A 22,018-nucleotide genomic window follows, 5' to 3' on the forward strand; every position below is an offset into this window, starting at 1 on the left:
GCCAGTCTTGCAGCAAATGGGCGCGGCCCAAGATTCGCCGAAGTGGGATCCGATTTCTACTGTCAAAGTTGACAGTAGAAACGGTTTATTCACCTTAAAGCGCAGGGGCCGTGACGGTGGGGGCGGGGGCGGCATTTCTCAGCTGTTTCAACTGCGCCTTGATGGGCGCTGTGGCGCACTTGGCGTTGGCCTGCTCGGGTGTCAGGTGGCGCACCGAGGTGTAGAACAACTCACACGTCTGCTCCTTGCGCGTGACCTGCCACGTGTTCTGGCAGGCCTTGAGCAATACATTTGCATCGCTGGCGGGCTTCTGGCCCATGCCGGCTTGCCAGCAGGCGGCGCTCAAGTCCTGGCCCATCACTTTCAAGCCGGCGTCGTCGGCTTTTTGCTCGTCACCGTCATAGCTGTCGGGGCTGGCGGCATACCAAATGTAGCTGGGGTGGTTGGCGCCCAATACCGAGACGGTTTTGCCAGGCTCCGGGCTGATCTGCGCCAGGCTCAGCACGCCCACGGTTTGCCCGTATTGTTGCTGGATCCAGCTACGCACCGGCGCGCCGAAGGCCACCATCGGCAATGCGCCGCCAGGGCGCAGGCTCAGCTCCTTGACCATGCGGGTCTGGTAGTCGGTGAAATACCCGTAGACAGTTTCCAAGTCTTTGCCGGCATTGGACGGTGCAGCGATGGGCGCGATATCGATGATGGTCTGGTACGCCGGCGTTTCCGTGGCCGGTACGCCATTTTCGCTTAACAAGGTGGCCCAGCGGTCGGTGGTGGCCGATTCCAGGTAATCCTGAGCCTGGGTCAGCGAGTAATCCGGAGGGAAGTGCAACAGCTCAATGCTTTTGCGGTTTTCCAAGGCCATGCCTAACGGCAGGAACAGGTACCAGTTGTAGGCCCATTTGCCATCGCTGTTGAGCTGGCGCGCACCTTGGTAAGCCAGGTCGGCGGTATTGAGCAGCGTGGTCAGTGGCTGGCCGTAACCGTCTGGCACGCCGCTGAAGGTCGCCGTGACCTGACCGTCGTGGGTCTTAACACTGACCTTGGCCCGGCTGTAACCGTCACGTTGCAGGCTCTGGTTCAAATAGTGTTCGGCCGTCTGCTCCAGTGACCATGGCCGAAAGCAGATCACGTTGCAGTTATTGGGGTACGCGAACAACTGGGTGACGCGCTGCGTGCTGCCCAGTGGCACCTCGATGTCGGCCTGTACGACCGCACTCGCCAGTAGTGCGGCGAGGGTGAAGGACAGCCTGGTCGGTTTAAACATAGTCAATTCCTTGTCAGCGAAGCCCGTCTGCGCGGGATGGAAGCCCACCTGCACACAGTAGCGGCTGACCAGGAAAATCGCGTGTTAAATCGCCCGGCATGTCGTTATTGGATAAGCCCCTACAGGCTGAACTGCAGAGCATTGCTCAGATCGCCCATGGGCTTCTGGCCGCGCGCGATCATCGCGTCATCACGCTGCTTGAGGCCGTCCAGGGTCTCCAATTGGAACACCCGGGTGATCAAACGCAGGATCGATGCCGTGTCGTACACCGTATGGTCCACCGTGCCTTTGCGGGCAAACGGCGACACCACCAGCGCCGGAACCCGCGAGCCTGGGCCCCAGCGGTCACCCTGGGGCGGCGCCACGTGGTCCCACCAGCCGCCGTTTTCATCCACGGTCACCACCACCACCATGTTTTTCCACTGCGGGCTTTCTTGCAGCACCTTCAAGGCGCGGGCGATATGGCGGTCGCCCGAGGCCACGTCGGCATAACCGGCGTGCATGTTCAGGTTGCCCTGGGGTTTGTAGAAGCTCACGGCGGGCAGCTTGCCGGTCTGGGCGTCGGCGAAGAACCGGTTGGTGCTCGACTCATCGCCCAAGCCACCGTCACGCAAGCGCTTGGCACGTTCTGCGGGGTTTTGCGGCCCTTGCTGTTTGAAGTAATTGAACGGCTGGTGGTGGTACTGGAAATTCGGAATCTTGGGGATGCCGCCGGAGTCCTTGAACTGCTCCAGGGTGGCTTGCCACGCACCGACGTACCAGGCCCAGTCGATGTTCTTCTTCGACAGCTTGTCGCCAATATGCTCGTGGGTTTGCGGCACCAGCACATTGGGCAGGTCGGGCTTGGAATAATCCGGGTTCTGCGGGTCGCGGATCCAGGTGGGCCAGTAGGGCGGGGCCAGGGTGTTTACCCCGTAACCATCGGGTGTCAGTGCGCTGGGGCCGAATTGCGGCGGGCCGGTCATGGCGCTGGCCGGTGACGTGTCCAAGGGTTTGAGGCGTGTGCCGCGAGGGTCATCGCTTTGCAGCGTGGCGATCTGCGCTTTGGCCACCGACTGCGCGGCATTGGGATAAAACGGCGCGGTGGCGCTGATCAGGTACTGGTGGTTAAGGAACGAGCCACCAAACGCGCCCTGGAAGAAGTTATCGCACAGCACAAACTCCTTGGCCACGTCCCACAGGCGCAGGGCATAACGGCTTTGGGCGTAATGGCCCATCACCAGCCCACCGGAATCGCCCCAGGCGACAAAACCATCATTCTTGCCGCCGTTGATCTGCATCTGGTTCTGGTAGAACACGTGCCACAGGTCGCGAGTCACCAGGCTCAATGGCAGGTCTTCGCCCTGCGGGCCTTTGAGGGCAAACGGCGCGTTGGGCAGGTTTTGCTGGAATTGCACTTCGCTGGGGTAAGTCACCCCGTCCACCGTTTGTGGGCCGACTTGCAACACACCGCCCCAGCTCGGTGGCAGGGCAGGCAATACGCTGCCATCGCGGTCGCGCTGCTGGAAGTCCTTGGCGGTTAACGCCGACAGCGGTTTCTCCACCCCGGGGAAATCTGCGAACAGATTGTTGAAGCTGCGGTTCTCGGCGTAAATCACCACCACGGTTTTCACCTGCTCGCGCAGCGCTTTGTCCAGTTCCTGGGGCGTGAGCGGCCGCGTCACGGGTGGGCTCGGTGCTTCGCTGGTATTGCCGCAGGCACTCAAGGTTGCACCCACCCCCAACACCGCCGCACCGCCGAGGAAGCGCCGACGGCTGGTGTCTACCGGCGTTTTGGGGGCGCAGTCGTGGGCAGGGTGGTCGTTGTGCTCGTCACTCATTGCGAGGAATCCTTGGCGAGATGTTGCAAGATATTTCGCAGGACGGTAGCAATGGAATGTGACGGAACAAAGACAGGCGTGTGATGGGCGGGGCGTGTCTACACAGCTCAAGCGCTGCTAGACTGCCCTTCTGATGCACATCACTGAGATGAGTCGTGAGACCTTCAACTGCACTTGATCTGCAACGAACGGCTGTACGAGAAGTGGTCGGACGTTTCCGTATTTCCAATCCCAGAGTATTTGGGTCGGTACTGATGGGGACTGACCAAGAAGGCAGTGATCTTGATTTGCTGGTAGACGCGCCGCCGGGCACAACGCTCTTTGATCTCGGTGGGTTGCAGGTCGAGCTTGAGGACTTGCTCGGCGTTAATGTCGACCTGCTTACGCCTGGCGACTTGCCTTTGAAGTTTCGCGATAAAGTGCTAGCGGAGGCCCGGCCAGTATGACGGAAAGTCGGCTAGGGGATTATCTGGCAAGCTGCCACTGACGCGATCACTTTTGTAGAGGGCTTGAGCAAAGAAGAGTTTTTGGAGGACCGGCGAACACAACAAGCTGTGGTCATGAGCCTGATCATCATTGGTGAAGTGTCGACGAAAATCATGGATCAGCATCCGGACTTCGCGGCACGCCATTCACATATTCCTTGTACAGAGTGCATTACCTGATCTATTGGCACGCCTTCCTGTAAATCCTTGACCGCAACTGTTTACCAACAGTTGCGGTCACCCGTTATTCAGGGCATCACAGGCGGCAAATACTTCAGCGTCGTTCCCAACGCCCACAGCAGAAACAACACCAGCGGCGTATGCACCAGCAACTGCACAAATGAAAACCCGATCAAATCCCGCGCCTTCAGCCCCAGCACACCCAGCAACGGCAACATATAAAACGGGTTGATCAAGTTCGGCAGCGCCTCGGCGGCGTTGTAGATCTGCACCGCCCAGCCCAGGTGGTATTGCAGGTCATTGGCCACTTGCATCACATACGGCGCTTCGATGATCCACTTGCCGCCACCCGAGGGGATGAAGAAGCCCAGCACTGCCGAGTACACACCCATCAGCAGGGCGTAGGTGTCGTGTGAGGCGATGGAGGTGAAGAACGTCGAGATGTGGTGCGCCAGGGTCTGGCCGTCGCCGCCCTTGACTACCGTCATCAGCGCGGCGATCGAACCGTACAGCGGGAACTGGATCAGCACGCCGGTGGTGGTCGGCACCGCACGGGCCACGGCATCGAGGAAGCTGCGCGGGCGCCAGTGCAGCAGCGCGCCCACCATGATGAACAGGAAGTTATAGGTATTGAGCCCCGAGATGGCGCTGATTGCCGGCTTGGTCGAGAACTCATGGAACAGCCAGCCGGCCGCCAGCAACGCCAGCAGAATCGTCAGCAACGGGCTGTGTTCCAGCCATTCACCGGGGCGTGTCGGCGCCTGTGGCTTGGGCAGGTTGAAGGCCGGGTCAATGCCGCAGGCCTTGGCATCCCGGGCGCTGTTGGGGCCAGGCGCGGTGGCGTAGGCGATGATCAGCGACACTACGATCAGCGCCAGCAACAGCACGCCGGATTGCCACAAAAAAATAGTCTCGGTGAACGGGATCATCCCAGTGATCGACAGGATCGACGGCGGCAAGCTGGCCCGGTTGGCCTGCAACTGCGCGGCCGACGACGATAGCCCTAGCGCCCATACGGCCCCCAGGCCAAGGTACGCCGCAGCGCCAGCGGCGCGGTAGTCCATGTGCAAGTCCGTGCGTCGGGCCAATGCCCTTACCAACAAACCGCCGAACACCAGGGACAGGCCCCAGTTAAGCAATGAAGCCACCATGGAAATCAACGCCACCCAGGCCACGGCCGAACGGCCATTCTTGGGAATACGTGCCAGGCGGTCGATCAATTTTACTGCGGGTGGTGAGCTGGCGACCACGTAACCGCCGATCACCACAAAGGCCATCTGCATGGTGAACGGGATCAGGCTCCAGAACCCATCGCCAAATGCCTTGGCCGCTTCGGCCGGTGCCGCGCCCATGCCCAGGGTCGCCACGGCGACGATGATCACGGCAAGGGCGGCAAACACCCAGGAGTCAGGAAACCAGCGCTCGGCGAAGTTGGAGCAACGCAGGGCAAATCGGGCATAGCGGCTGTCTTCGATAGCATCGGCCACGAGTCTTTCCTCTTGTAGTTATTATGGGGTTTGGCAGTTTTACGGCATGTTCCTCTACGGCCATTGATTTGGGAATGTAGTTATCTTCAACGATCAATGAGGAAAACAAATATATCCGCCGCGATTGCCATCGATGGGCTCAGCTCATAACCTGCACGCCATTTTGTTTGTCTGCCGAGCCTGCACATGACTGCCACCTTTTCCCCACGGGCGCAGCGTTTTTCCCGCTCCGACTACAAAACCCTGGGCCTGGCCGCCTTGGGTGGAGCCCTGGAAATCTACGACTTCATTATCTTCGTGTTCTTTGCGCTGACCCTCAGCCAACTGTTCTTCCCCCCAGAAATGCCCGAGTGGCTGCGCCTGCTGCAAAGCTTTGGCATCTTCGTCACCGGTTACCTCGCCCGTCCACTGGGCGGCATCCTGATGGCGCACTTTGCAGACCACCTGGGACGCAAGCGCGTCTTCAGCCTGAGCATTCTCATGATGGCCTTGCCCTGCCTGCTGATCGGCGTCATGCCGACCTACGCGCAAATCGGCTATTTCGCCCCGCTGATCCTGCTGGCGCTGCGCGTGCTGCAAGGCGCAGCGGTGGGCGGCGAAGTGCCCAGCGCCTGGACCTTCGTCGCCGAGCACGCACCGCGTCACCATCGTGGCTATGCCTTGGGTTTTTTGCAGGCCGGCCTGACCTTCGGTTACCTGCTGGGGGCACTGACCGCCACTTTGCTCGCGCAAGTCTTCACCCCCGCCGAGATCCTCGACTACGCCTGGCGCTTCCCCTTCCTGCTCGGCGGCGTATTCGGCGTGATCGGCGTATGGCTGCGCCGCTGGCTCAGCGAGACCCCGGTATTCCTAGAGATGCAGGCGCGTCGCCAAGCCGCCGCCGAAATGCCCTTGCGCACCGTGCTGCGCGACCATCGCGCCGTGCTGCTGCCGGCGATGATCCTCACCTGCGTGCTGACGTCTGCCGTGGTGGTGCTGGTGGTCATCACCCCGACCATGATGCAGAAAACCTTCGGCATGAGCCCCAGCCACACCTTCGCTCTGAGTGCCCTGGGCATCGTCTTCCTGAATATCGGCTGCGTCCTCGCTGGCCTGCTGGTGGACCGCATCGGCGCGTGGCGCGCGGTATTGGTCTACAGCCTGTTGCTGCCGGTGGGCATTGCGCTGCTGTACGCCAGCCTGATCGCCGGCGGCGTGTGGCTCGGCGCGGCGTATGCCGTGGCGGGCCTGAGTTGCGGCGTGGTGGGCGCGGTGCCGTCGGTGATGGTCGGGCTGTTTCCGGCGCAGGTGCGGGTGTCGGGCATTTCCTTCACCTACAACATTGCCTACGCACTCTGGGCAAGTACTACACCGTTGTTGTTGATCGCGCTGATGCCAACCAGCCCGTGGATCTGCGTGGGGTATTGCGTGGTGATGGGGGCGGTCGGGGTAGCGAGTGTGGCGCTGTTTGGCAAGCGCCACACCTTGGCCGCCTGAGGGTCAGGTCAGGAAGTGCCAGAGCAATAAGGTACCCGCCAACCCAACCACCGAAACAATCGTCTGCAGCACCGACCACACCCAGATCGTCTGCTTCAACTGCAAGCCAAAGTACTCACGCACCATCCAGAACCCGGCGTCGTTGACGTGGCAGAAGAACACCGAGCCGGCGCCGATGGCCAGGGCGACCAATGAGCTTTGAGTCGCCGCCAACCCGGCCATCATCGGCGCGAGGATGCCGGCGGTCGTGGTGGTGGCCACGGTGGCCGAACCGGTGGCCTGGCGCAGGGCCACGGCAATCAGCCAGGCCAGCAGCAAGTAGGGCATGTGCGCGCCTTCGGCGACTTTGCTGATGGTCTGGCTGACGCCGGCGTCCAGCAGGGTTTGCTTGAGGCCGCCGCCGGCGCCGATGGTCAGCAGCAGTACGGCGATAGGCGCCAGGGCTTTGCGCAGGGTGTTGCCGACGTCGGCGCGTGGCATGCCCGCCGCCCAACCCAGGCAGACGACCGCGGCGATTACGGCCAGGCCGAGGGCGACCAGTGGTTCACCGAGGAATTTCAAGGTCAGGGCGAGGGTGCTTTCCGGCGCCAACGCGACTTTGGCCAAGGTGCTGCCGAGCATCAGGATCACCGGCAACAGAATGATCAGCAATGACACACCGAAGCTCGGCTGGCGCGGGGCCTTGGGCGGTGCGCTGAACAAGGCGCCGATATCCGCCGGTTCATCCACGTGCAGGCGCTTGGACAGCCAATTGCCATACAGCGGCCCTGCCAGGATCACGGCCGGCACCGCCAGGCAAAAGCCCAGCAACATGGTCAGGCCCAGGTCGGCGTGCAATGCGCCCACGGCGATCAGCGGCCCCGGATGCGGCGGCATCAAGGCATGCAGGGTGGTCATGCCCGCCAGCGCAGGGATGGCGATTTTCAGCAATGGCTGGTTTGAACGCTTGGCCATCACAAAGATGATCGGCACCATCATCACCAGGCCCACTTCGAAGAACAGCGGCAGGCCGATCACCATGGCAACCAACGCCATCACCCAGGGCAATGACTTGCCTTTACCCAGCCCGAGCAACGTGGTGGCAATACGGTCGGCCGCGCCGGATTCGGCCATCAGCGCGCCGAGCATCGCACCCAGGGCAATGATGATCCCGGCTTCGCCGAGAATCGCCCCGGCGCCTTTACTGAACGCCTTTGCCACTTCTTCCGGCGGCAGGCCGGCGCCGACCCCGGCGATAAAGGTGCCGATCAAAATCGACAGGAAGGGCGGCAGTTTGGTCGCGCTGATTAGCACAATGATGCTGGCGATCGCCAACAGTACGCAGAGCATGAGGCGGGTGTCGTGAACCATCCACGCGGCAGTCGATAACTCCAAGACGGGACTCCTTATCGAGCAGGTTGGCTAATGTGTTTCTTTTTGTTTCAGCCTGAAAAGCATACCTGATAGCGCTCCCCCAACGCGTGCATGAACGATTTTGGTGCGCCCGAAGCTAACGACGCTCTGGCGCTCAGATGACAATTTTGCAAACCATGCCAGTGGAACTGGCCTATAGCTCTATGATCCGCCCCATCCCAACCCACGAGGACATTTCATGAGCGCAGGACACAGCCACGCCCAAGTACGCGCCGGCCACGAACGCAAGTTATGGATCGCCCTGGGGCTGACCGGCAGTTTCATGCTGGCCGAAGTCATCGGCGCCTTTGTCACCGGCAGCCTGGCGCTGTTGTCCGATGCAGCGCACATGATGACCGACGCCCTGGCCCTGGCGATTTCCCTGGTGGCGATCCAGGTCGCCAAGCGCCCGGCAGACCGCAAGCGCACCTTCGGTTATGCGCGGTTCGAGATCCTGGCGGCCGCCTTCAATGCATTACTGCTGTTCGCCGTGGCGTTCTACATCTTGTACGAGGCTTACCAGCGGCTGCAGGCGCCCGCCGAAATCCAGTCCACCGGCATGCTGGTGATTGCGCTGCTGGGGCTGGTGGTCAACCTGATCTCCATGCGCCTGCTCAGCGCTGCCAGTGGCGAGAGCCTTAACGTCAAGGGCGCCTACCTGGAAGTCTGGAGCGACATGCTGGGCTCCGTCGGCGTGATCATTGCCGCGCTGGTGATCATGTTCACTGGCTGGGGTTGGGTTGACTCCGTGGTCGCGGCCGCCATTGGCTTTTGGGTATTGCCGCGCACCTGGACGTTGCTCAAGGCGAGCATGAACATCCTGCTGCAAGGTGTGCCGGAGGGTGTGGACATCGAGCAGGTGGAGCAGGCCATCCGCAGCGTGCCGGGGGTCAGGGACGTGCACGACCTGCATATCTGGGCCCTCACCAGTGGCAAGAACGTGCTGAGTACGCATCTGGTCGCGGATGCGTCCCAGGGCACTGAGCAACAGATCCTCAGCCGAGTGACGGAGTTACTGCACGAACAGTTCGATATTTCCCACGCCACGATCCAGGTCGAGGGCGAGGGTTTTCAACATGACGATCACGACGAAGTGCATGCCTGAGCCTGGCTAACGGATTTGTAATCTTTCGCCCACGGCCCTGATAAGTACCGAAAGCTACATTGCCCCCGCTGGGAAACCTCAGCGACTTCATGGGCGTGGAACTCTCGTTATGGCAATTTTTGTTAGAACACTGTTGGGGGCGGCGGCATTGGCAGTGTGGATATCCGCAAACGCCGCCCAGGCACAACCCCTCACCCTCGATGCTGCCTTGCAAACCGCCTTCGCCAACAACCCGGACCTGGCGGCCGCACAATGGGAAATCGACATCGCCGAAGGCGGCCGCCAACAGGCCGGCTTGATCCCCAACCCGGTGGCCTCCTGGGACGCCGAAGACACCCGCCGCAACAGCCGCACTACCAACATCAAACTCAGCCAGACCCTGGAACTGGGCGGCAAGCGCGGTGCGCGCATCGAGGTGGCCACCCGCGCCCAGGATGCCGCCGCGCTGACCCTGGAGCAGCGTCGCAACCAGTTGCGTGCCGAGATCATCGACAGCTACTACGGCGCCCTGCGCGCCCAGGAACGCCTTGACCTGGCGCAACGCTCCATGACGCTTGCCGAGCGCGGCCTGGTGGTCGCCAACGGGCGCGTCACTGCTGGCAAGTCGTCACCCGTGGAAGCCACTCGCGCCCAGGTGCAGGTGTCGGAAATCCGCCTGGAATTGAACCGCGCCCAGATTGGCCTCACTGACGCCTACCGTCGTCTGGCCACCAGCACCGGCAGCGCCGCCACCGACTTCCAGGTCGTCGCCACGCCAAGCACTTCCGTACCGGCGTTACCCGCCGCCGCGCCATTGTTGGCACGCGTTGAGCAGACCGCCGAATTGCGCCTGGCCGAACTCAACATTGTGCAGAACGAAGCCAGCGTGGGCCTGGAAAAAGCCCAGCGCATTCCGGACCTGGACGTGTCCATCGGCAGCCAATACGACGCCAGCGTGCGCGAACGGGTGAACCTGGTGGGCGTGTCGATGCCGATCCCGTTGTTCAACCGCAACCAGGGCAACATCCTCGCGGCCACCCGACGCGCCGACCAGGCCCGCGACCTGCGCAACGCCGCGGAGCTGCGCCTGCGCACCGAAACCCGCCAGGCCCTGGACCTGTGGCAGACCGCGAATACCGAAGTGCGCGCGTTCAACCAGCAGATCCTGCCCGCCGCACAAAGTGCGGTAGACAGCGCCACCCGTGGCTTCGAGATGGGCAAGTTCAACTTCCTCGACGTGCTCGACGCCCAGCGCACCTTGATCGCGGCCCGCACCCAATACCTTGCGGCCACCGCCCAGGCCACCGAGGCCTGGGTACGCATCGAACGCATTTACGGCGACCTCGCCCGCTTTTGATTTTTCCTGGAGTCTTCTGATGAACAAAAAACATGGCATGGCGCTCGCCGTCGCCCTGGGCCTGATGCTTTCCGGCTTCGCCCACGCCGAGGAAGAAGAAGGCAAGCTCGAACTCACCGAGCAGCAGATTCAAGCCGCCGGCATCCAGTTGGCCCAGGCGCAACCGCGTGCCATCAGCACCGTGCTGACGCTGCCGGGCGAAGTGCGTTTTGATGAAGACCGTACCTCCCATATCGTGCCCCGTGCGGCAGGCGTGGTGGAGGCGGTGAAGGTCAACCTGGGCCAGTCGGTGAAGAAGGGTGAACTGTTGGCGGTGATCGCCAGCCAGCAGATTTCCGACCAGCGCAGCGAATTGGCGGCCAGTGAGCGCCGGGTCGAACTGGCGCGTACCACCTTCCAGCGCGAGCGTCAGTTGTGGCAGGACAAAATCTCTGCCGAACAGGATTACCTGCTGGCGCGGCAAACTCTGCAAGAAGCCGAAATCGCCCTGAACAATGCGCGGCAAAAAATGACTGCGCTCAGCGGCACTGCCGTATTGGCCGGCGGCAATCGTTATGAACTGCGTGCGCCCTTCGCCGGTGTGGTGGTGGAAAAGCACCTGGGGGTGGGCGAGGTGGTCAGTGAAACCAGCAATGCCTTCACCCTCTCGGACCTGTCCCAGGTGTGGGTCACCTTCGGCGTATTTCCCAAAGACTTGAACAAGGTTCGCGTGGGCAAACCGGTGAAAGTCAGCTCGACGGAAATGGGCACCGAAGTGCTGGGTACCGTGGCCTATGTGGGCAACTTGCTCGGTGAGCAGACGCGCACCGCTACCGTGCGGGTGACGGTCCCCAACCCTGACGACGCCTGGCGCCCGGGCTTGTTCGTGGCCGTGCAAGTGGCCACCGATACCTATCAGGCCAAGGTCACCGTGCCGCAAACCGCTATCCAGACCGTCGAGGACAAACCCTCGGTGTTTGTGCGCACGGCGGACGGCTTTATCACCCGCCATCTTGAACTGGGCGTCAGTGAAAACGGTTACGTCGAAGTGCGTAAAGGCCTGGAGGTCGGCGCGCAGGTGGCGACGGCTGGCAGCTTCATCCTCAAGTCCGAACTGGGCAAAGGCTCGGCCGAACACGCCCATTGATCCTGCGAGTGATTCCCCATGTTTGAGCGCCTTATCCAATTCGCCATCGAGCAGCGCATTATCGTGTTGCTGGCGGTGCTGTTGATGGCCGGTGTCGGCATCGCCAGCTATCAGAAACTGCCCATCGACGCGGTACCTGACATCACCAACGTACAGGTGCAGATCAACTCGGCGGCGGCCGGTTTTTCGCCGCTGGAAACCGAGCAGCGCATTACCTTTCCCATCGAGACGGCCATGGCCGGCCTGCCGGGCCTGCAGCAGACGCGTTCGCTGTCGCGTTCCGGTTTGTCCCAGGTCACGGTGATTTTCAAGGACGGCACCGACCTGTTCTTTGCCCGCCAACTGGTCAACGAGCGTCTGCAAGTGGCGCGCGAGCAATTGCCCGACGGCATCGAAACTGCGATGGGGCCGATTTCCACTGGCCTGGGGGAAATTTTCCTATGGACCGTCGAAGCCGAGGACGGTGTGCGCAAAGAGGACGGTACGCCTTACACCCCCACCGACCTGCGGGTGATCCAGGATTGGATCATCAAACCGCAGCTGCGCAACGTGCCAGGCGTGGCCGAGATCAATACCATCGGCGGCTTCGCCAAGGAATACCAGATTGCGCCAGACCCCAAGCGCCTGGCCGCCTACAACTTGACGCTCAACGATCTGGTCACGGCGCTGGAGCGCAACAATGCCAACGTCGGCGCCGGTTACATCGAGCGCAGCGGCGAACAGTTGTTGATCCGCGCGCCGGGCCAGGTGGCGTCTATCGACGACATCGCCAACATTGTCATCACCACCTCGGACGGCACGCCGATCCGCGTGCGCAATGTGGCCCAGGTCGACATTGGTTGTGAGCTGCGTACCGGCGCCGCCACCGAAAACGGCCGTGAGGTGGTGCTGGGCACGGTGTTCATGTTGATCGGCGAGAACAGCCGCAGCGTGTCCCAGGCGGTGGCGAAAAAGCTTGAGGAGATCAACCGCTCGCTGCCCGAAGGCGTGGTGGCTGTCACTGTTTACGACCGCACCAACCTGGTGGAAAAAGCCATCGCCACCGTGAAGAAAAACCTCTTCGAAGGTGCATTGCTGGTGGTGGCGGTGTTGTTCCTGTTCTTGGGTAATATCCGTGCAGCGCTGATCACGGCGATGGTGATTCCGCTGGCGATGCTGTTCACCTTCACCGGCATGTTCACCAACAAAGTCAGCGCCAACCTGATGAGCCTGGGCGCGCTGGACTTCGGCATTATCGTTGACGGTGCGGTGGTGATCGTCGAGAACGCCATCCGCCGTCTGGCTCATGCGCAACACCGTCATGGCCGGTTGCTGACCCGCAGTGAACGCCTGCACGAAGTGTTCGCCGCGGCCAAGGAGGCGCGACGCGCGCTGATCTTCGGGCAGTTGATCATCATGGTGGTGTACCTGCCGATCTTCGCCCTCACGGGCGTGGCCGGGAAGATGTTCCACCCGATGGCCTTCACGGTGGTGATTGCCTTGCTCGGCGCGATGATTCTGTCGGTGACCTTCGTACCGGCGGCGATTGCGTTGTTTGTCACCGGCAAGGTCAAGGAAGAAGAAAACATTGTGATGCGCAGTGCACGCCGGGTGTATGACCCGGTGCTCAACTGGGTGATGGTGCGTCGGCCTTTGGTGTTCGGCCTGGCCGCACTCACCATCGTCGTCTCGGGTCTGGTTGCCAGCCGCATGGGCAGTGAATTTATCCCCAGCCTCAGCGAAGGCGACTTTGCCCAGCAGGCGCTGCGTGTGCCCGGCACCAGCCTGACCCAATCGGTGCAGATGCAGCAGCAACTGGAAAAAACCTTACTGGCCCAAGTGCCGGAAATCGAGCGGGTGTTTGCGCGCACCGGTACGGCGGAAATCGCCTCCGACCCGATGCCGCCGAATATCTCCGACAGCTATGTGATGCTCAAACCCAAGGACCAATGGCCCGACCCGAAGAAGTCCCGCGAGGCAATTATCGCAGACATCCAAAGGGCCAGCGCGATTGTGCCGGGCAGCGTGTATGAGCTGTCGCAGCCGATCCAGTTGCGTTTCAATGAGCTGATTTCCGGAGTGCGTAGCGATGTGGCGGTGAAGGTGTTTGGCGATGATATGGCGGTGCTCAACCAGACAGCTGGGGAAATCGCCGAGACCTTGCAGAAGCTCAACGGCGCGTCGGAAGTGAAGGTGGAACAGACCTCCGGCCTGCCGGTGCTGACCATCAATATCGACCGCGACAAAGCCGCTCGCTTTGGCCTGAATGTGGGTGATGTGCAGGACACCATCGCCGTCGCGGTCGGTGGGCGCCAGGCCGGTACGCTGTACGAGGGTGATCGGCGTTTTGACATGGTGGTGCGCTTGTCCGATACGTTGCGCACCGATATCGACGGCTTGTCACGCCTGTTGATCCCGGTGCCGGCGCTGGCGAGTAGTACCTCGGGGCAGTTGGGCTTTATCGCCTTGTCCCAGGTTGCCAGCCTCGACCTGGTGCTGGGCCCCAACCAGATCAGCCGCGAGAACGGCAAGCGCCTGGTGATCGTCAGCGCCAACGTGCGCGGGCGCGATATCGGCTCGTTTGTCGAGGAGGCCGAAGCCGCCATCACCACCCAGGTGAAAGTCCCCGCCGGTTACTGGACCACCTGGGGCGGCCAGTTCGAACAGTTGAAGGAGGCTTCTGAACGCTTGCGCATCGTGGTGCCGGTGGCCTTGCTGTTGGTGTTCGGGTTGCTGTTCATGATGTTCAACAACCTCAAGGACGGCCTGCTGGTGTTTACCGGCATCCCATTCGCGCTCACCGGCGGGATCATGGCGCTGTGGCTGCGCGATATTCCGTTGTCGATTTCAGCGGGGGTGGGCTTTATCGCCTTGTCGGGCGTTGCGGTGCTTAATGGCCTGGTGATGATCGCCTTCATCCGAAACCTGCGCGAGGAAGGTCGCTCATTATCGGTGGCGATCCACGAAGGCGCGTTGACCCGTCTGCGCCCGGTGCTGATGACCGCGCTGGTGGCGTCCCTGGGGTTTATCCCCATGGCGCTCGCCACCGGCACCGGTGCCGAAGTGCAGCGCCCATTGGCGACCGTGGTGATTGGCGGGATTATTTCTTCGACCTTGCTGACCTTGCTGGTGCTGCCGGCGTTGTACCAATGGGCTCATCGCCGCGATGAAGAGACCGCCTGACAACCGTGAAAACGCCGCAACCCCCCTGGGGGAGCGGGCTTGCTCGCGAATGCGCCGGGTCAGTCGATACCTTTACTGACGGATACACCGCCTTCGCGGGCAAGCCCGCTCCCACAGGGGGCCAACGGCGCTTCCAGAGCCTGGGGAAACACCAGGCTGAACCGCGTAAAACGCCCAGGCTGGCTGGTGACATGAGCATGCCCCTGATGCAAATGCATGATCGATTTCACGATGGCCAGCCCCAGCCCGGTGCCGCCCTCGGCACGGGTACGGCTGCTGTCGGCGCGGTAGAAACGTTCGAACAGGTGCGGCAGGTGGTGCGCTTCAATGCCTCGCCCCGGGTTGCCCACCGACAGCGATACGCTCTGCTCGTAGGTCTCCACCAACAGCAACACGGTAGAGGCCTCGGGTGTGTGGCGAATGGCATTGGACAGCAAGTTGGAAATCGCCCGCTGGATCATCAGCCGATCGCCCGTCACCCAGGCATCGCCGCGCAGGCTCAGGGTGATGTGTTTGTCTTCGGCACTCAGGGCAAACAACTCCATCACGCGCTGGGCTTCCTGCGCCAGGGACACCTCGGTGAATGAGGCCCGCGCCGCCGGGTGGCTGACCTGCGCCAGAAACAGCATGTCGCTGACAATCCGCGCCAGGCGTTCGAGCTCTTCGGTGTTGGATTCCAGCACCGCCTTGTATTCCTGCGGCGGGCGCTGGCGCGACAGGGTCAACTGGGCCTTGCCCATCAGGTTGGTCAAGGGCGCGCGCAGTTCGTGGGCCAGGTCATCGGAGAATTGCGAGAGTTGCTGCACCCCGGCATCCAGGCGGTCAAGCATCACGTTGATGCCGTGGGCGAGTTCACCCAGTTCGTGGGGCAGGTTGTCCACAGACAAGCGATGGGTGAGGTCTTGGGTGGTGACTTTCGCCGCCACCTGGCTGAACTGCTTCAACGGCGCCAGGCCCCGTTGCACCAGCCACCAGGCGCCCATGCCAATCAGTATCAGCAGTAGCGGCAGCGCAATCAGCGTGGCGCGCAGGTAGGCACTGAGCAATGCCTGGTCGTCCATGCGGTCCAGGGACAGCAGCACCCGCACGCGTTCACCGTTGGCCAGGCGCATCAAGCTGGAGGCACTGAGTATCTGGTTGCCGTAGCTGTCGACCCAATTGAGGTAGCCCAGGGTTTCCCGTGGCTTGAAGTCGGTGAGCAGTGGCTCCTGGGGCTTGCTGCCGACGTTCAGCAGCACGCTGTTATCGGGCGCGGTGCCGACGATGGTCAGGTGGAAATTGTCGTGGCCGATCACTAGGTCCATCAGCGAGTGCGGGCGGCCGCGAATGGCGTGGGCGTTCAGGCCCAGGGCCAGGCTGTGCTGGATCTGTTCCATTTTGCTTTCCAGGTTCTTGCGCGCGAGTTTTTCCAGCTCATGGGTGAGGGCCAGGTAGGCCAGGGTCGCCAGCAGCAACACCAGGCCCGCGCCCATCAGGCTGACCGTCAAGCCCAGGCGCATCGACAGGCTGCCGGTCTTCATGGGCGCGCTTCCAGCACGTAGCCCACGCCGCGAATGGTGTGGATCAGCTTGACCTCGCTCTGGTCATCCACCTTGGCGCGCAGGCGGCTGATGGAGACTTCGACCACGTTGGTGTCGCAGTCGAAATTCATGTCCCAGACCAGTGAAATAATCTGTGTGCGGGTCAGCACTTCGCCGGCCTGGCGCATCAGCACTTGCAACAGGGCGAACTCCTTGGTGGTCAGGTCGATGCGCCGGGTGCCGCGATAAGCGCGGTGGCGGCGCGGGTCCAGTTCCAGGTCCGAGACGCGGAACACTTCCGGCTGTGGAATGTGCTCGCTGCGACGCATCAGGGTGCGCACGCGGGCCAGCAGTTCGGGAAACTCGAACGGCTTGACCAGGTAATCGTCGGCGCCCATGTCCAGGCCCTTGATCTTGTCAGCCAGCCGGCCACGGGCGGTGAGCATCATCACGCGCTGGGTGCCGTTGCGGCGCAGTTCTTCCAGTACTTGCCAGCCATCCTTGCCCGGCAGGTTGACGTCCAGAATCACCAGTTCATAGGCGTGTTGCCCTGCCAGGTGCAGGCCGTCGACGCCATTGGCGGCGCAGTCGACCACGTAGCCACTTTCGTTCAGGCCCTGTTGCAGGTAGTCGGCGGTTTTCTGCTCGTCTTCAACCACAAGAATACGCATGGGGGTTACCTCTTGAATTAGGGGGAGAGAAGGCGCCCATGTCCCTATGGCGGCGGTTTCGGAAGTGGGAAAAGTCTGAAGGCTGAAGTAACTCTAGGGTCAACTGCGACCGTCGGTCGCACCGCACCGCAGGCAAAAAAAACGCCCCAAGCGGGGCGTTAAAAATTCATCTCTTTCCAAAGGAGCTACACAAAAGCTTCAGAGATGAATGTGCTCGGGTGAATAAGTTGAAGCGAGTATAGAAAGTTCCACTTAACGAGAAGCTGAGGCCAATATTACAATTTTGATAACTGGCTATTTGTGAACAGATGTTAGTTAATCGCGAGCGAATGTAAGGGCTACAGCACGACCAATGGGTATTCGGCAATCAGACGAACTTCTTCCAGGTCTGACTCGAACGCACTGGAGCGCACGGTGGCCTGGCGCAAGCGCAGGGACAAATCCTTCAAACGCCCACTTTGCACCACGTACTTGGCCTCGATATCCCGTTCCCAACGGCGTTGATCGGTCAAGGGGTTACCCGCTGCATCACGGCGCATATACACGGCATTGGCGTTGCTGTAGTCGGCGCCGGTGCCTTTGCCGTAGCGGGTCATGAACGACAGGCCGGGAATGCCGAACGCCTGCATGTCCAGGTCGTAGCGCAGCATCCATGAGCGCTCCTTGGGCGCGTTGAAGTCGCTGTACTGGATGGAGTTGTTGAGGAAGATCGAGTCTGACTGGCGCAGGTAATCAAAATCATCGTCGCCGTTGTTGCGCTGGTGCGACACGGCCAGGCCGTGGGCACCGACCTTGACCCCGAGCCTGGCGCTCCAGATGTTGTTGTCGAACTCGCCGAGCCGTTTCTGGCCTTCGTCCACGGCCTTGTAATAGTTGAAGTCGCCGAACAGCGACACGTCGTCGGTCAGCGCGTAATTGGCATTGCTGCCGAAGTAGTACTGGTCCCAGGCGTCCTTCAAGCGGCTGCTGTACAGGCTAAAGCCCAGGTGGCTGTTGAGCTGATAGTCACCGCCGAAGTAGGCGATCCAGGGCGAGTCGACCTTGCCTGCATAGAAGGTGGCAAAGCCTTTGTTCATGCCGCTTTCACTGGGCTGGCTCATGCCGCTCAGGCGCCCGCCTTGCAGGCTCAAGCCTTCCAGGCTGGTGTTTTGCAGGGTGACGCCGCGAAAGCTCTCGGGCAACAGGCGAGAGTCGCCGTAGGCCACCACCGGGGTGAGTGGGAACACGTCGCCGGCCTTGATCACCGTGTCCAGCACGCGCAGTTTCGCCGCGCCGCCGATTTTGCTGTAGCTGTCTTCCGGCTGGTTGTCGCTGTTCACCGGCAGCACGCCGAACGAGCCTTTGCCGCCGCTGCGGCCGCTGCCCGAGTCAAGTGTGAGGCCGTACATGGCGAATGCGTCCAGGCCAAAACCCACGGTGCCCTGGGTAAAACCGGATTCGAATTTGCCGATGAAGCCCTGGGCCCAGGCTTCGGAGTAACCATTGCCAGTGGGGCTGGACTGGCCTTTGCGGTCATCGCGGTTGAAGTAGAAATTGCGTGCCAGCACGTTGATGCGGCTGCCCTCGATAAAACCTTCGGGCTTGTCCTCCACCGCCAAGGCGGCCATGGGCAGTGCAGCCATCAGTGAAAAGGGAAGGGTGTAATGACGAATGCTCATGATGCGCTCCTCGGTGATGGCAGTTATCGGCTTCTTATAGAGGCGGGCGTTTTTATTGATCTGGCCCTGGCTGATAGTTGCAAACGACGGATAACAGCTGCATGGCGCGAAGATTACAATTCTGGAAACTAACGGCCATCTAACAAATAAGTAATGTTCTGGTGAACCTGGCGTCAGGGTGGGTTGGTTAATCTCGACACTGAACTTTTCAGTCGAGGAAACCGCGATGAACTTTTATAAAGCAGGTTTGGCTGTATTAACGGCTGTGTTGTCATTCGGCGCACTGGCCGAAGGGGGTGGGGATCGCACCTTTGCCCTGATGATGGAGCGCAATGAGAAAGCCATGGCCGCCTACGCCATCAAAAAAGGCAAGCCGGTGCCCGAGGTCCAGGCGTACCGCTATGGCATGGACCTGGACATTGCCAAGGTCGTCAACGTGACGCCGCCGATCCGCTCGTGCAACGCCGTGCCGTCGCGCATGACCTATGAAGACTCCAGCGGCAAGCTCAATACCCTGGAATATCAGGTCATGGGCGTATGCCGTAACAATGGCGGTTGAAAATATAGTTCGGCCCAGGGCTCAAGCGCTCTTCAGAAAACCCCGGCAGCGCCGATGCAAGTGAGTACACCCACCTCACTTGCCTAACGGTGCCCCATGTTCAATACCCGCCTGAAGCAGGAGCTGACCGCTCTGCGCGAAGAATTGTCGAGCTTGCTTCAGGTGAAAGAGAGCCTGGAAAGCGAAATGCTCTGCCTGACGCTGGACCCTGAAGGCCGTGTGGAGTGGGCCAATGCCAACTTCCTGCAGGAGCTGGCTTACTCGCTGGGCGAGATTGTCGGGCGCGCGATCGAAGACTTGGTGCCGGCCCACGTGCGCCAGGACGAGTTCCAGCTGCGCTTCAAGCACGCGCTGGCCCGCGGCGAACACTTTGCCGGCGCCGTGCGCCTGATGCGCGGCAATGGCAAGGAAGCCTGGTTGCGCTCAATCGTGCAGCCGGTGCGCAGTTCGGAGGGGCGCATCAAGCAGTTTTCGATGTTCTCCAGCGACCTTACTCGCACCATCGAGAGTTCGCGTGAACATGAAAACCTGATCACCGCGCTGATGCGTTCTACCGCGTTGATCGAGTTCGATCTGGAGGGGCATGTACTCACCGCCAATGACCGCTTCCTCGGCGCCATGGGTTACAGTCTGGCGCAGATCGAAGGCAAACATCACCGTATGTTCTGTGAACCACAGGAATACAACAGTGCCGAATACCAACAGTTCTGGAAGCGCCTGAACGCCGGTGAGTTCGTCGCCGCGCGCTTCAAACGCGTGGACAGCCACGGCCGCCTGGTGTGGTTGGAGGCCACCTACAACCCGGTGCTGGACGCCAATGAGCGGTTGTACAAAGTGGTCAAGTTCGCCACGGTCATTACCGACCAGGTCAACCGCGAGCAGGCGGTGGCCGAGGCCGCCAATATTGCCTACAGCACCTCGTTGCAAACCGACGACAGCGCCCAGCGCGGTACCACTGTGGTCACCCAGGCCGTGGACGTGATGCGCGACCTGGCCCAGCACATGCAGCAGGCCGGCGAAGGTATCGAGGCGCTGAATGCCCAGTCCCAAGTGATCGGCAGCATCGTCAAGACCATCAGCGGCATTGCCGAGCAAACCAACCTTTTGGCGCTCAACGCCGCCATCGAAGCGGCGCGTGCCGGTGAACAGGGGCGGGGCTTTGCGGTGGTGGCCGATGAAGTGCGGCAATTGGCGTCACGCACCAGCAAAGCCACCGAGGAAATTGTCGGTGTGGTGCGCCAGAACCAGGACATGGCCCGCGACGCGGTGGCCTTGATGGCCGACGGTCGTGCGCAAGCCGAGCAGGGCCTGGCCCTGGCGGCGGAGGCGGGTACCGTGATCGTCGAGATTCAGGACGGTGCGCAAAAGGTGGTGAGTGCGGTCGGGCAGTTTGCCAATCAGCTGTCGAGCTGACCTGTCGGGCTTGTGCTTGAGGTATCGTAGGTCTTTTCTCGCTTGCAGAGCTGATCGACCATGAGCCCTACGTTCCGTCGCCCCGTCCCATTGTCCAAGGCTTACCGTTTGCTCAACCACGGGCCGACCGTGTTGGTGAGTGCAGCCCACAACGGCCAGCGCAATATCATGGCCGCTGCCTGGGCCATGCCGTTGGATTTCGAACCACCGAAAGTCGCGGTGGTGCTCGACAAGGCCGCCTGGACCCGCCAACTACTGGAAGGCGCCGGCACTTTTGTGCTGCAGGTGCCTTGTGTTGTGCAGGCTGATCTAGTGCAGACGGTGGGCAATACCCGCGGCGTTGAAACCGACAAATTCGCTGCCTACGGCCTGCACACTTTCAGCGGTGAGCACACCGGGGCGCCGATGCTGGAAGGCTGCGTGGCTTGGCTGGAATGCCGCCTGCTGCCCGAGCCGCGTAATCAGCAGGCCTATGACCTGTTCCTGGGCGAAGTGGTCGCGGCCTATGCTGATGAGCGGGTATTCAGCGAGGGCCGCTGGCATTTTGAGGGGCATGATGAACTGCGCACGTTGCACCATGTGGCGGGCGGAAACTTCCTGGCGATTGGTCAACCGGTTGTCGGGCGCCAGCTCTGACAGAGGCGCAAAGCCACGAAGATCAACTGTGGGAGCTGGCTTGCCTGCGATGGCATCACCTCGGTGTACCTGATGTACCGAGGTGTCTGCATCGCAGGCAAGCCAGCTCCCACATGGGGTTTATGGTGTCTTCAGGTTCGTGGCATGCACTCGAGGGTGCGGTTTACTACGGTCTTGGTCATCTCCAGCAAGTGCCATACGGCATGGATTCGGGCGCGGTCGTGGGGTTGCAGGTGATCGCAACAGTCCCACACCGTGGCCGATGCGCTGTTGATCAGATGGGAAATATAGAGTTGAGCGTCTTCGAAGCTGAGTTCTTCATTGACGACTAGGCAATCCATGGGTGGATCGGGAAGTGCTTTGGTCATGGTGTAACTCCTGATTGAGGCAGAAGCCGGCCCAGTCGCGACTAAACGAAGGGTGGCGGCTGTACGCAGGTTAGTCGACCGGCTAATCAGGAAAATCCGGCGCACCCGAGGGTGCCCTGCGCACAGCCACCATAAAACCTCATGGAGGACCATGCGCCTGATTAGAGTCCGGGCGACTAAACCCGATCACTGAAAAGGCAGTGACGGGCCGAAGACTAGCCATCGATTCCAACAGGCACAAGGCGGCAGGGATTGTCTCGGAAACGTCCTGCAATTTAAAGGGACGCAGCTTGCTGGCCCTTTACAAACCATGACCAAATGCCAGCAACGCCACCTCATCCAACTGTGGGAGCTGGCTTG

General features: G+C 61.3%; 17 protein-coding genes and 2 pseudogenes. 11 read left to right on the plus strand and 8 right to left on the minus strand.

Annotation, left to right across the window (positions count from 1 at the left end):
* Positions 1–94 precede the first annotated feature (94 nt).
* Together BMH52_RS21480 and acpA are read right to left on the minus strand one after the other, a co-directional pair.
* Positions 95–1,264 (minus strand): hypothetical protein, encoded by a 1,170-nt coding sequence (locus BMH52_RS21480; RefSeq protein WP_072434126.1) that lies wholly within the window; start codon positions 1,262–1,264, stop codon positions 95–97.
* 119 nt (positions 1,265–1,383) lie between these two features.
* A complete protein-coding gene (gene acpA / locus BMH52_RS21485) occupies positions 1,384–3,084 on the minus strand; it encodes an acid phosphatase (RefSeq protein WP_073844983.1) in 1,701 nt (566 codons plus the stop codon).
* Positions 3,085–3,239: 155 nt separating this feature from the next.
* Here acpA and BMH52_RS21490 point away from each other — a divergent pair, with 155 nt between their 5' ends.
* Together BMH52_RS21490 and BMH52_RS29700 are read left to right on the plus strand one after the other, a co-directional pair.
* Positions 3,240–3,530, plus strand: coding sequence for a nucleotidyltransferase family protein (locus BMH52_RS21490; RefSeq protein ID WP_032893707.1), 291 nt, complete (start codon positions 3,240–3,242; stop codon positions 3,528–3,530).
* An 81-nt stretch (positions 3,531–3,611) separates the two neighbouring features.
* Entirely contained in the window at positions 3,612–3,749 is a 138-nt protein-coding gene (locus BMH52_RS29700) for a hypothetical protein (RefSeq protein WP_230633863.1), read from the plus strand.
* A 68-nt stretch (positions 3,750–3,817) separates the two neighbouring features.
* Here BMH52_RS29700 and BMH52_RS21500 read toward each other — a convergent pair whose 3' ends face one another.
* Positions 3,818–5,236 (minus strand): short-chain fatty acid transporter, encoded by a 1,419-nt coding sequence (locus tag BMH52_RS21500; protein WP_073844985.1) that lies wholly within the window; start codon positions 5,234–5,236, stop codon positions 3,818–3,820.
* A 186-nt stretch (positions 5,237–5,422) separates the two neighbouring features.
* Here BMH52_RS21500 and BMH52_RS21505 point away from each other — a divergent pair, with 186 nt between their 5' ends.
* On the plus strand, positions 5,423–6,712 hold the full coding sequence (locus BMH52_RS21505; RefSeq protein ID WP_020301437.1) for an MFS transporter: 1,290 nt from the start codon (positions 5,423–5,425) through the stop codon (positions 6,710–6,712).
* A gap of 3 nt (positions 6,713–6,715) precedes the next feature.
* Here the strand turns inward: BMH52_RS21505 and BMH52_RS21510 are convergent, their stop codons facing one another.
* Complete coding sequence (locus BMH52_RS21510; protein WP_014716791.1) at positions 6,716–8,086, minus strand: gluconate:H+ symporter; 1,371 nt, start codon at positions 8,084–8,086, stop codon at positions 6,716–6,718.
* Positions 8,087–8,303: 217 nt separating this feature from the next.
* On the opposite strand from BMH52_RS21510, the gene BMH52_RS21515 reads away from it, so the two are divergent.
* From BMH52_RS21515 to BMH52_RS21530, 4 genes are all read left to right on the plus strand, one after another.
* Positions 8,304–9,209, plus strand: a complete 906-nt coding sequence (locus BMH52_RS21515) for a cation diffusion facilitator family transporter (RefSeq protein ID WP_014716792.1) — start codon at positions 8,304–8,306, stop codon at positions 9,207–9,209.
* A gap of 109 nt (positions 9,210–9,318) precedes the next feature.
* Positions 9,319–10,545: a TolC family protein gene (locus tag BMH52_RS21520; protein WP_073844987.1), complete on the plus strand. Its 1,227-nt coding sequence runs from the start codon at positions 9,319–9,321 to the stop codon at positions 10,543–10,545.
* A gap of 19 nt (positions 10,546–10,564) precedes the next feature.
* Entirely contained in the window at positions 10,565–11,671 is a 1,107-nt protein-coding gene (locus tag BMH52_RS21525; protein WP_073844989.1) for an efflux RND transporter periplasmic adaptor subunit, read from the plus strand.
* 18 nt (positions 11,672–11,689) lie between these two features.
* A complete protein-coding gene (locus tag BMH52_RS21530) occupies positions 11,690–14,833 on the plus strand; it encodes a CusA/CzcA family heavy metal efflux RND transporter (protein WP_073844991.1) in 3,144 nt (1,047 codons plus the stop codon).
* A gap of 59 nt (positions 14,834–14,892) precedes the next feature.
* Here BMH52_RS21530 and BMH52_RS21535 read toward each other — a convergent pair whose 3' ends face one another.
* The 3 genes from BMH52_RS21535 to BMH52_RS21545 form a co-directional block, all read right to left on the minus strand.
* The gene (locus BMH52_RS21535; protein WP_073844993.1) at positions 14,893–16,353 is read right to left on the minus strand and encodes a heavy metal sensor histidine kinase; all 1,461 of its coding nucleotides are present in this window, start codon (positions 16,351–16,353) and stop codon (positions 14,893–14,895) included.
* Positions 16,350–17,024, minus strand: a complete 675-nt coding sequence (locus BMH52_RS21540) for a heavy metal response regulator transcription factor (protein WP_014716797.1) — start codon at positions 17,022–17,024, stop codon at positions 16,350–16,352. The genes BMH52_RS21535 and BMH52_RS21540 overlap by 4 nt, the downstream gene beginning before the upstream one ends.
* Positions 17,025–17,362: 338 nt before the next feature.
* The gene (locus BMH52_RS21545; protein ID WP_073844995.1) at positions 17,363–18,682 is read right to left on the minus strand and encodes an OprD family porin; all 1,320 of its coding nucleotides are present in this window, start codon (positions 18,680–18,682) and stop codon (positions 17,363–17,365) included.
* A 226-nt stretch (positions 18,683–18,908) separates the two neighbouring features.
* Between BMH52_RS21545 and BMH52_RS21550 the strand changes: the two genes are divergently transcribed.
* The 4 genes and pseudogenes from BMH52_RS21550 (at position 18,909) to BMH52_RS21560 (ending at position 21,290) form a co-directional block, all read left to right on the plus strand.
* Entirely contained in the window at positions 18,909–19,241 is a 333-nt protein-coding gene (locus BMH52_RS21550) for a DUF2790 domain-containing protein (RefSeq protein WP_014716799.1), read from the plus strand.
* 186 nt (positions 19,242–19,427) lie between these two features.
* Positions 19,428–20,114: pseudogene (locus BMH52_RS30035) on the plus strand (PAS domain-containing protein); the annotation flags it as partial.
* A gap of 108 nt (positions 20,115–20,222) precedes the next feature.
* Positions 20,223–20,654 (plus strand): annotated as a pseudogene (locus BMH52_RS30040) (methyl-accepting chemotaxis protein); the annotation flags it as partial.
* Positions 20,655–20,714: 60 nt separating this feature from the next.
* Positions 20,715–21,290, plus strand: a complete 576-nt coding sequence (locus BMH52_RS21560) for a flavin reductase family protein (RefSeq protein WP_073844997.1) — start codon at positions 20,715–20,717, stop codon at positions 21,288–21,290.
* A 131-nt stretch (positions 21,291–21,421) separates the two neighbouring features.
* On the opposite strand, the gene BMH52_RS21570 is transcribed toward BMH52_RS21560, so the two are convergent.
* Complete coding sequence (locus BMH52_RS21570; RefSeq protein WP_073844999.1) at positions 21,422–21,658, minus strand: DUF6124 family protein; 237 nt, start codon at positions 21,656–21,658, stop codon at positions 21,422–21,424.
* Between the last annotated feature and the right edge of the window lie 360 nt (positions 21,659–22,018).

This window comes from Pseudomonas sp. BTN1 (assembly GCF_001907715.1).
Classification (GTDB): Bacteria; Pseudomonadota; Gammaproteobacteria; order Pseudomonadales; family Pseudomonadaceae; genus Aquipseudomonas; species Aquipseudomonas paracarnis.

Excerpts from the sequence above, each read along its gene's own strand:
- BMH52_RS21480 (WP_072434126.1), bottom strand. The coding sequence starts at position 1,264 with ATGTTTAAACCGACCAGGCTGTCCTTCACCCTCGCCGCACTACTGGCG.
- acpA (WP_073844983.1), bottom strand. The coding sequence starts at position 3,084 with ATGAGTGACGAGCACAACGACCACCCTGCCCACGACTGCGCCCCCAAA.
- BMH52_RS21505 (WP_020301437.1), top strand. The coding sequence starts at position 5,423 with ATGACTGCCACCTTTTCCCCACGGGCGCAGCGTTTTTCCCGCTCCGAC.
- BMH52_RS21515 (WP_014716792.1), top strand. The coding sequence starts at position 8,304 with ATGAGCGCAGGACACAGCCACGCCCAAGTACGCGCCGGCCACGAACGC.
- BMH52_RS21520 (WP_073844987.1), top strand. The coding sequence starts at position 9,319 with ATGGCAATTTTTGTTAGAACACTGTTGGGGGCGGCGGCATTGGCAGTG.
- BMH52_RS21525 (WP_073844989.1), top strand. The coding sequence starts at position 10,565 with ATGAACAAAAAACATGGCATGGCGCTCGCCGTCGCCCTGGGCCTGATG.
- BMH52_RS21530 (WP_073844991.1), top strand. The coding sequence starts at position 11,690 with ATGTTTGAGCGCCTTATCCAATTCGCCATCGAGCAGCGCATTATCGTG.
- BMH52_RS21535 (WP_073844993.1), bottom strand. The coding sequence starts at position 16,353 with ATGAAGACCGGCAGCCTGTCGATGCGCCTGGGCTTGACGGTCAGCCTG.
- BMH52_RS21540 (WP_014716797.1), bottom strand. The coding sequence starts at position 17,024 with ATGCGTATTCTTGTGGTTGAAGACGAGCAGAAAACCGCCGACTACCTG.
- BMH52_RS21545 (WP_073844995.1), bottom strand. The coding sequence starts at position 18,682 with ATGAGCATTCGTCATTACACCCTTCCCTTTTCACTGATGGCTGCACTG.
- BMH52_RS21550 (WP_014716799.1), top strand. The coding sequence starts at position 18,909 with ATGAACTTTTATAAAGCAGGTTTGGCTGTATTAACGGCTGTGTTGTCA.
- BMH52_RS21560 (WP_073844997.1), top strand. The coding sequence starts at position 20,715 with ATGAGCCCTACGTTCCGTCGCCCCGTCCCATTGTCCAAGGCTTACCGT.
- BMH52_RS21570 (WP_073844999.1), bottom strand. The coding sequence starts at position 21,658 with ATGACCAAAGCACTTCCCGATCCACCCATGGATTGCCTAGTCGTCAAT.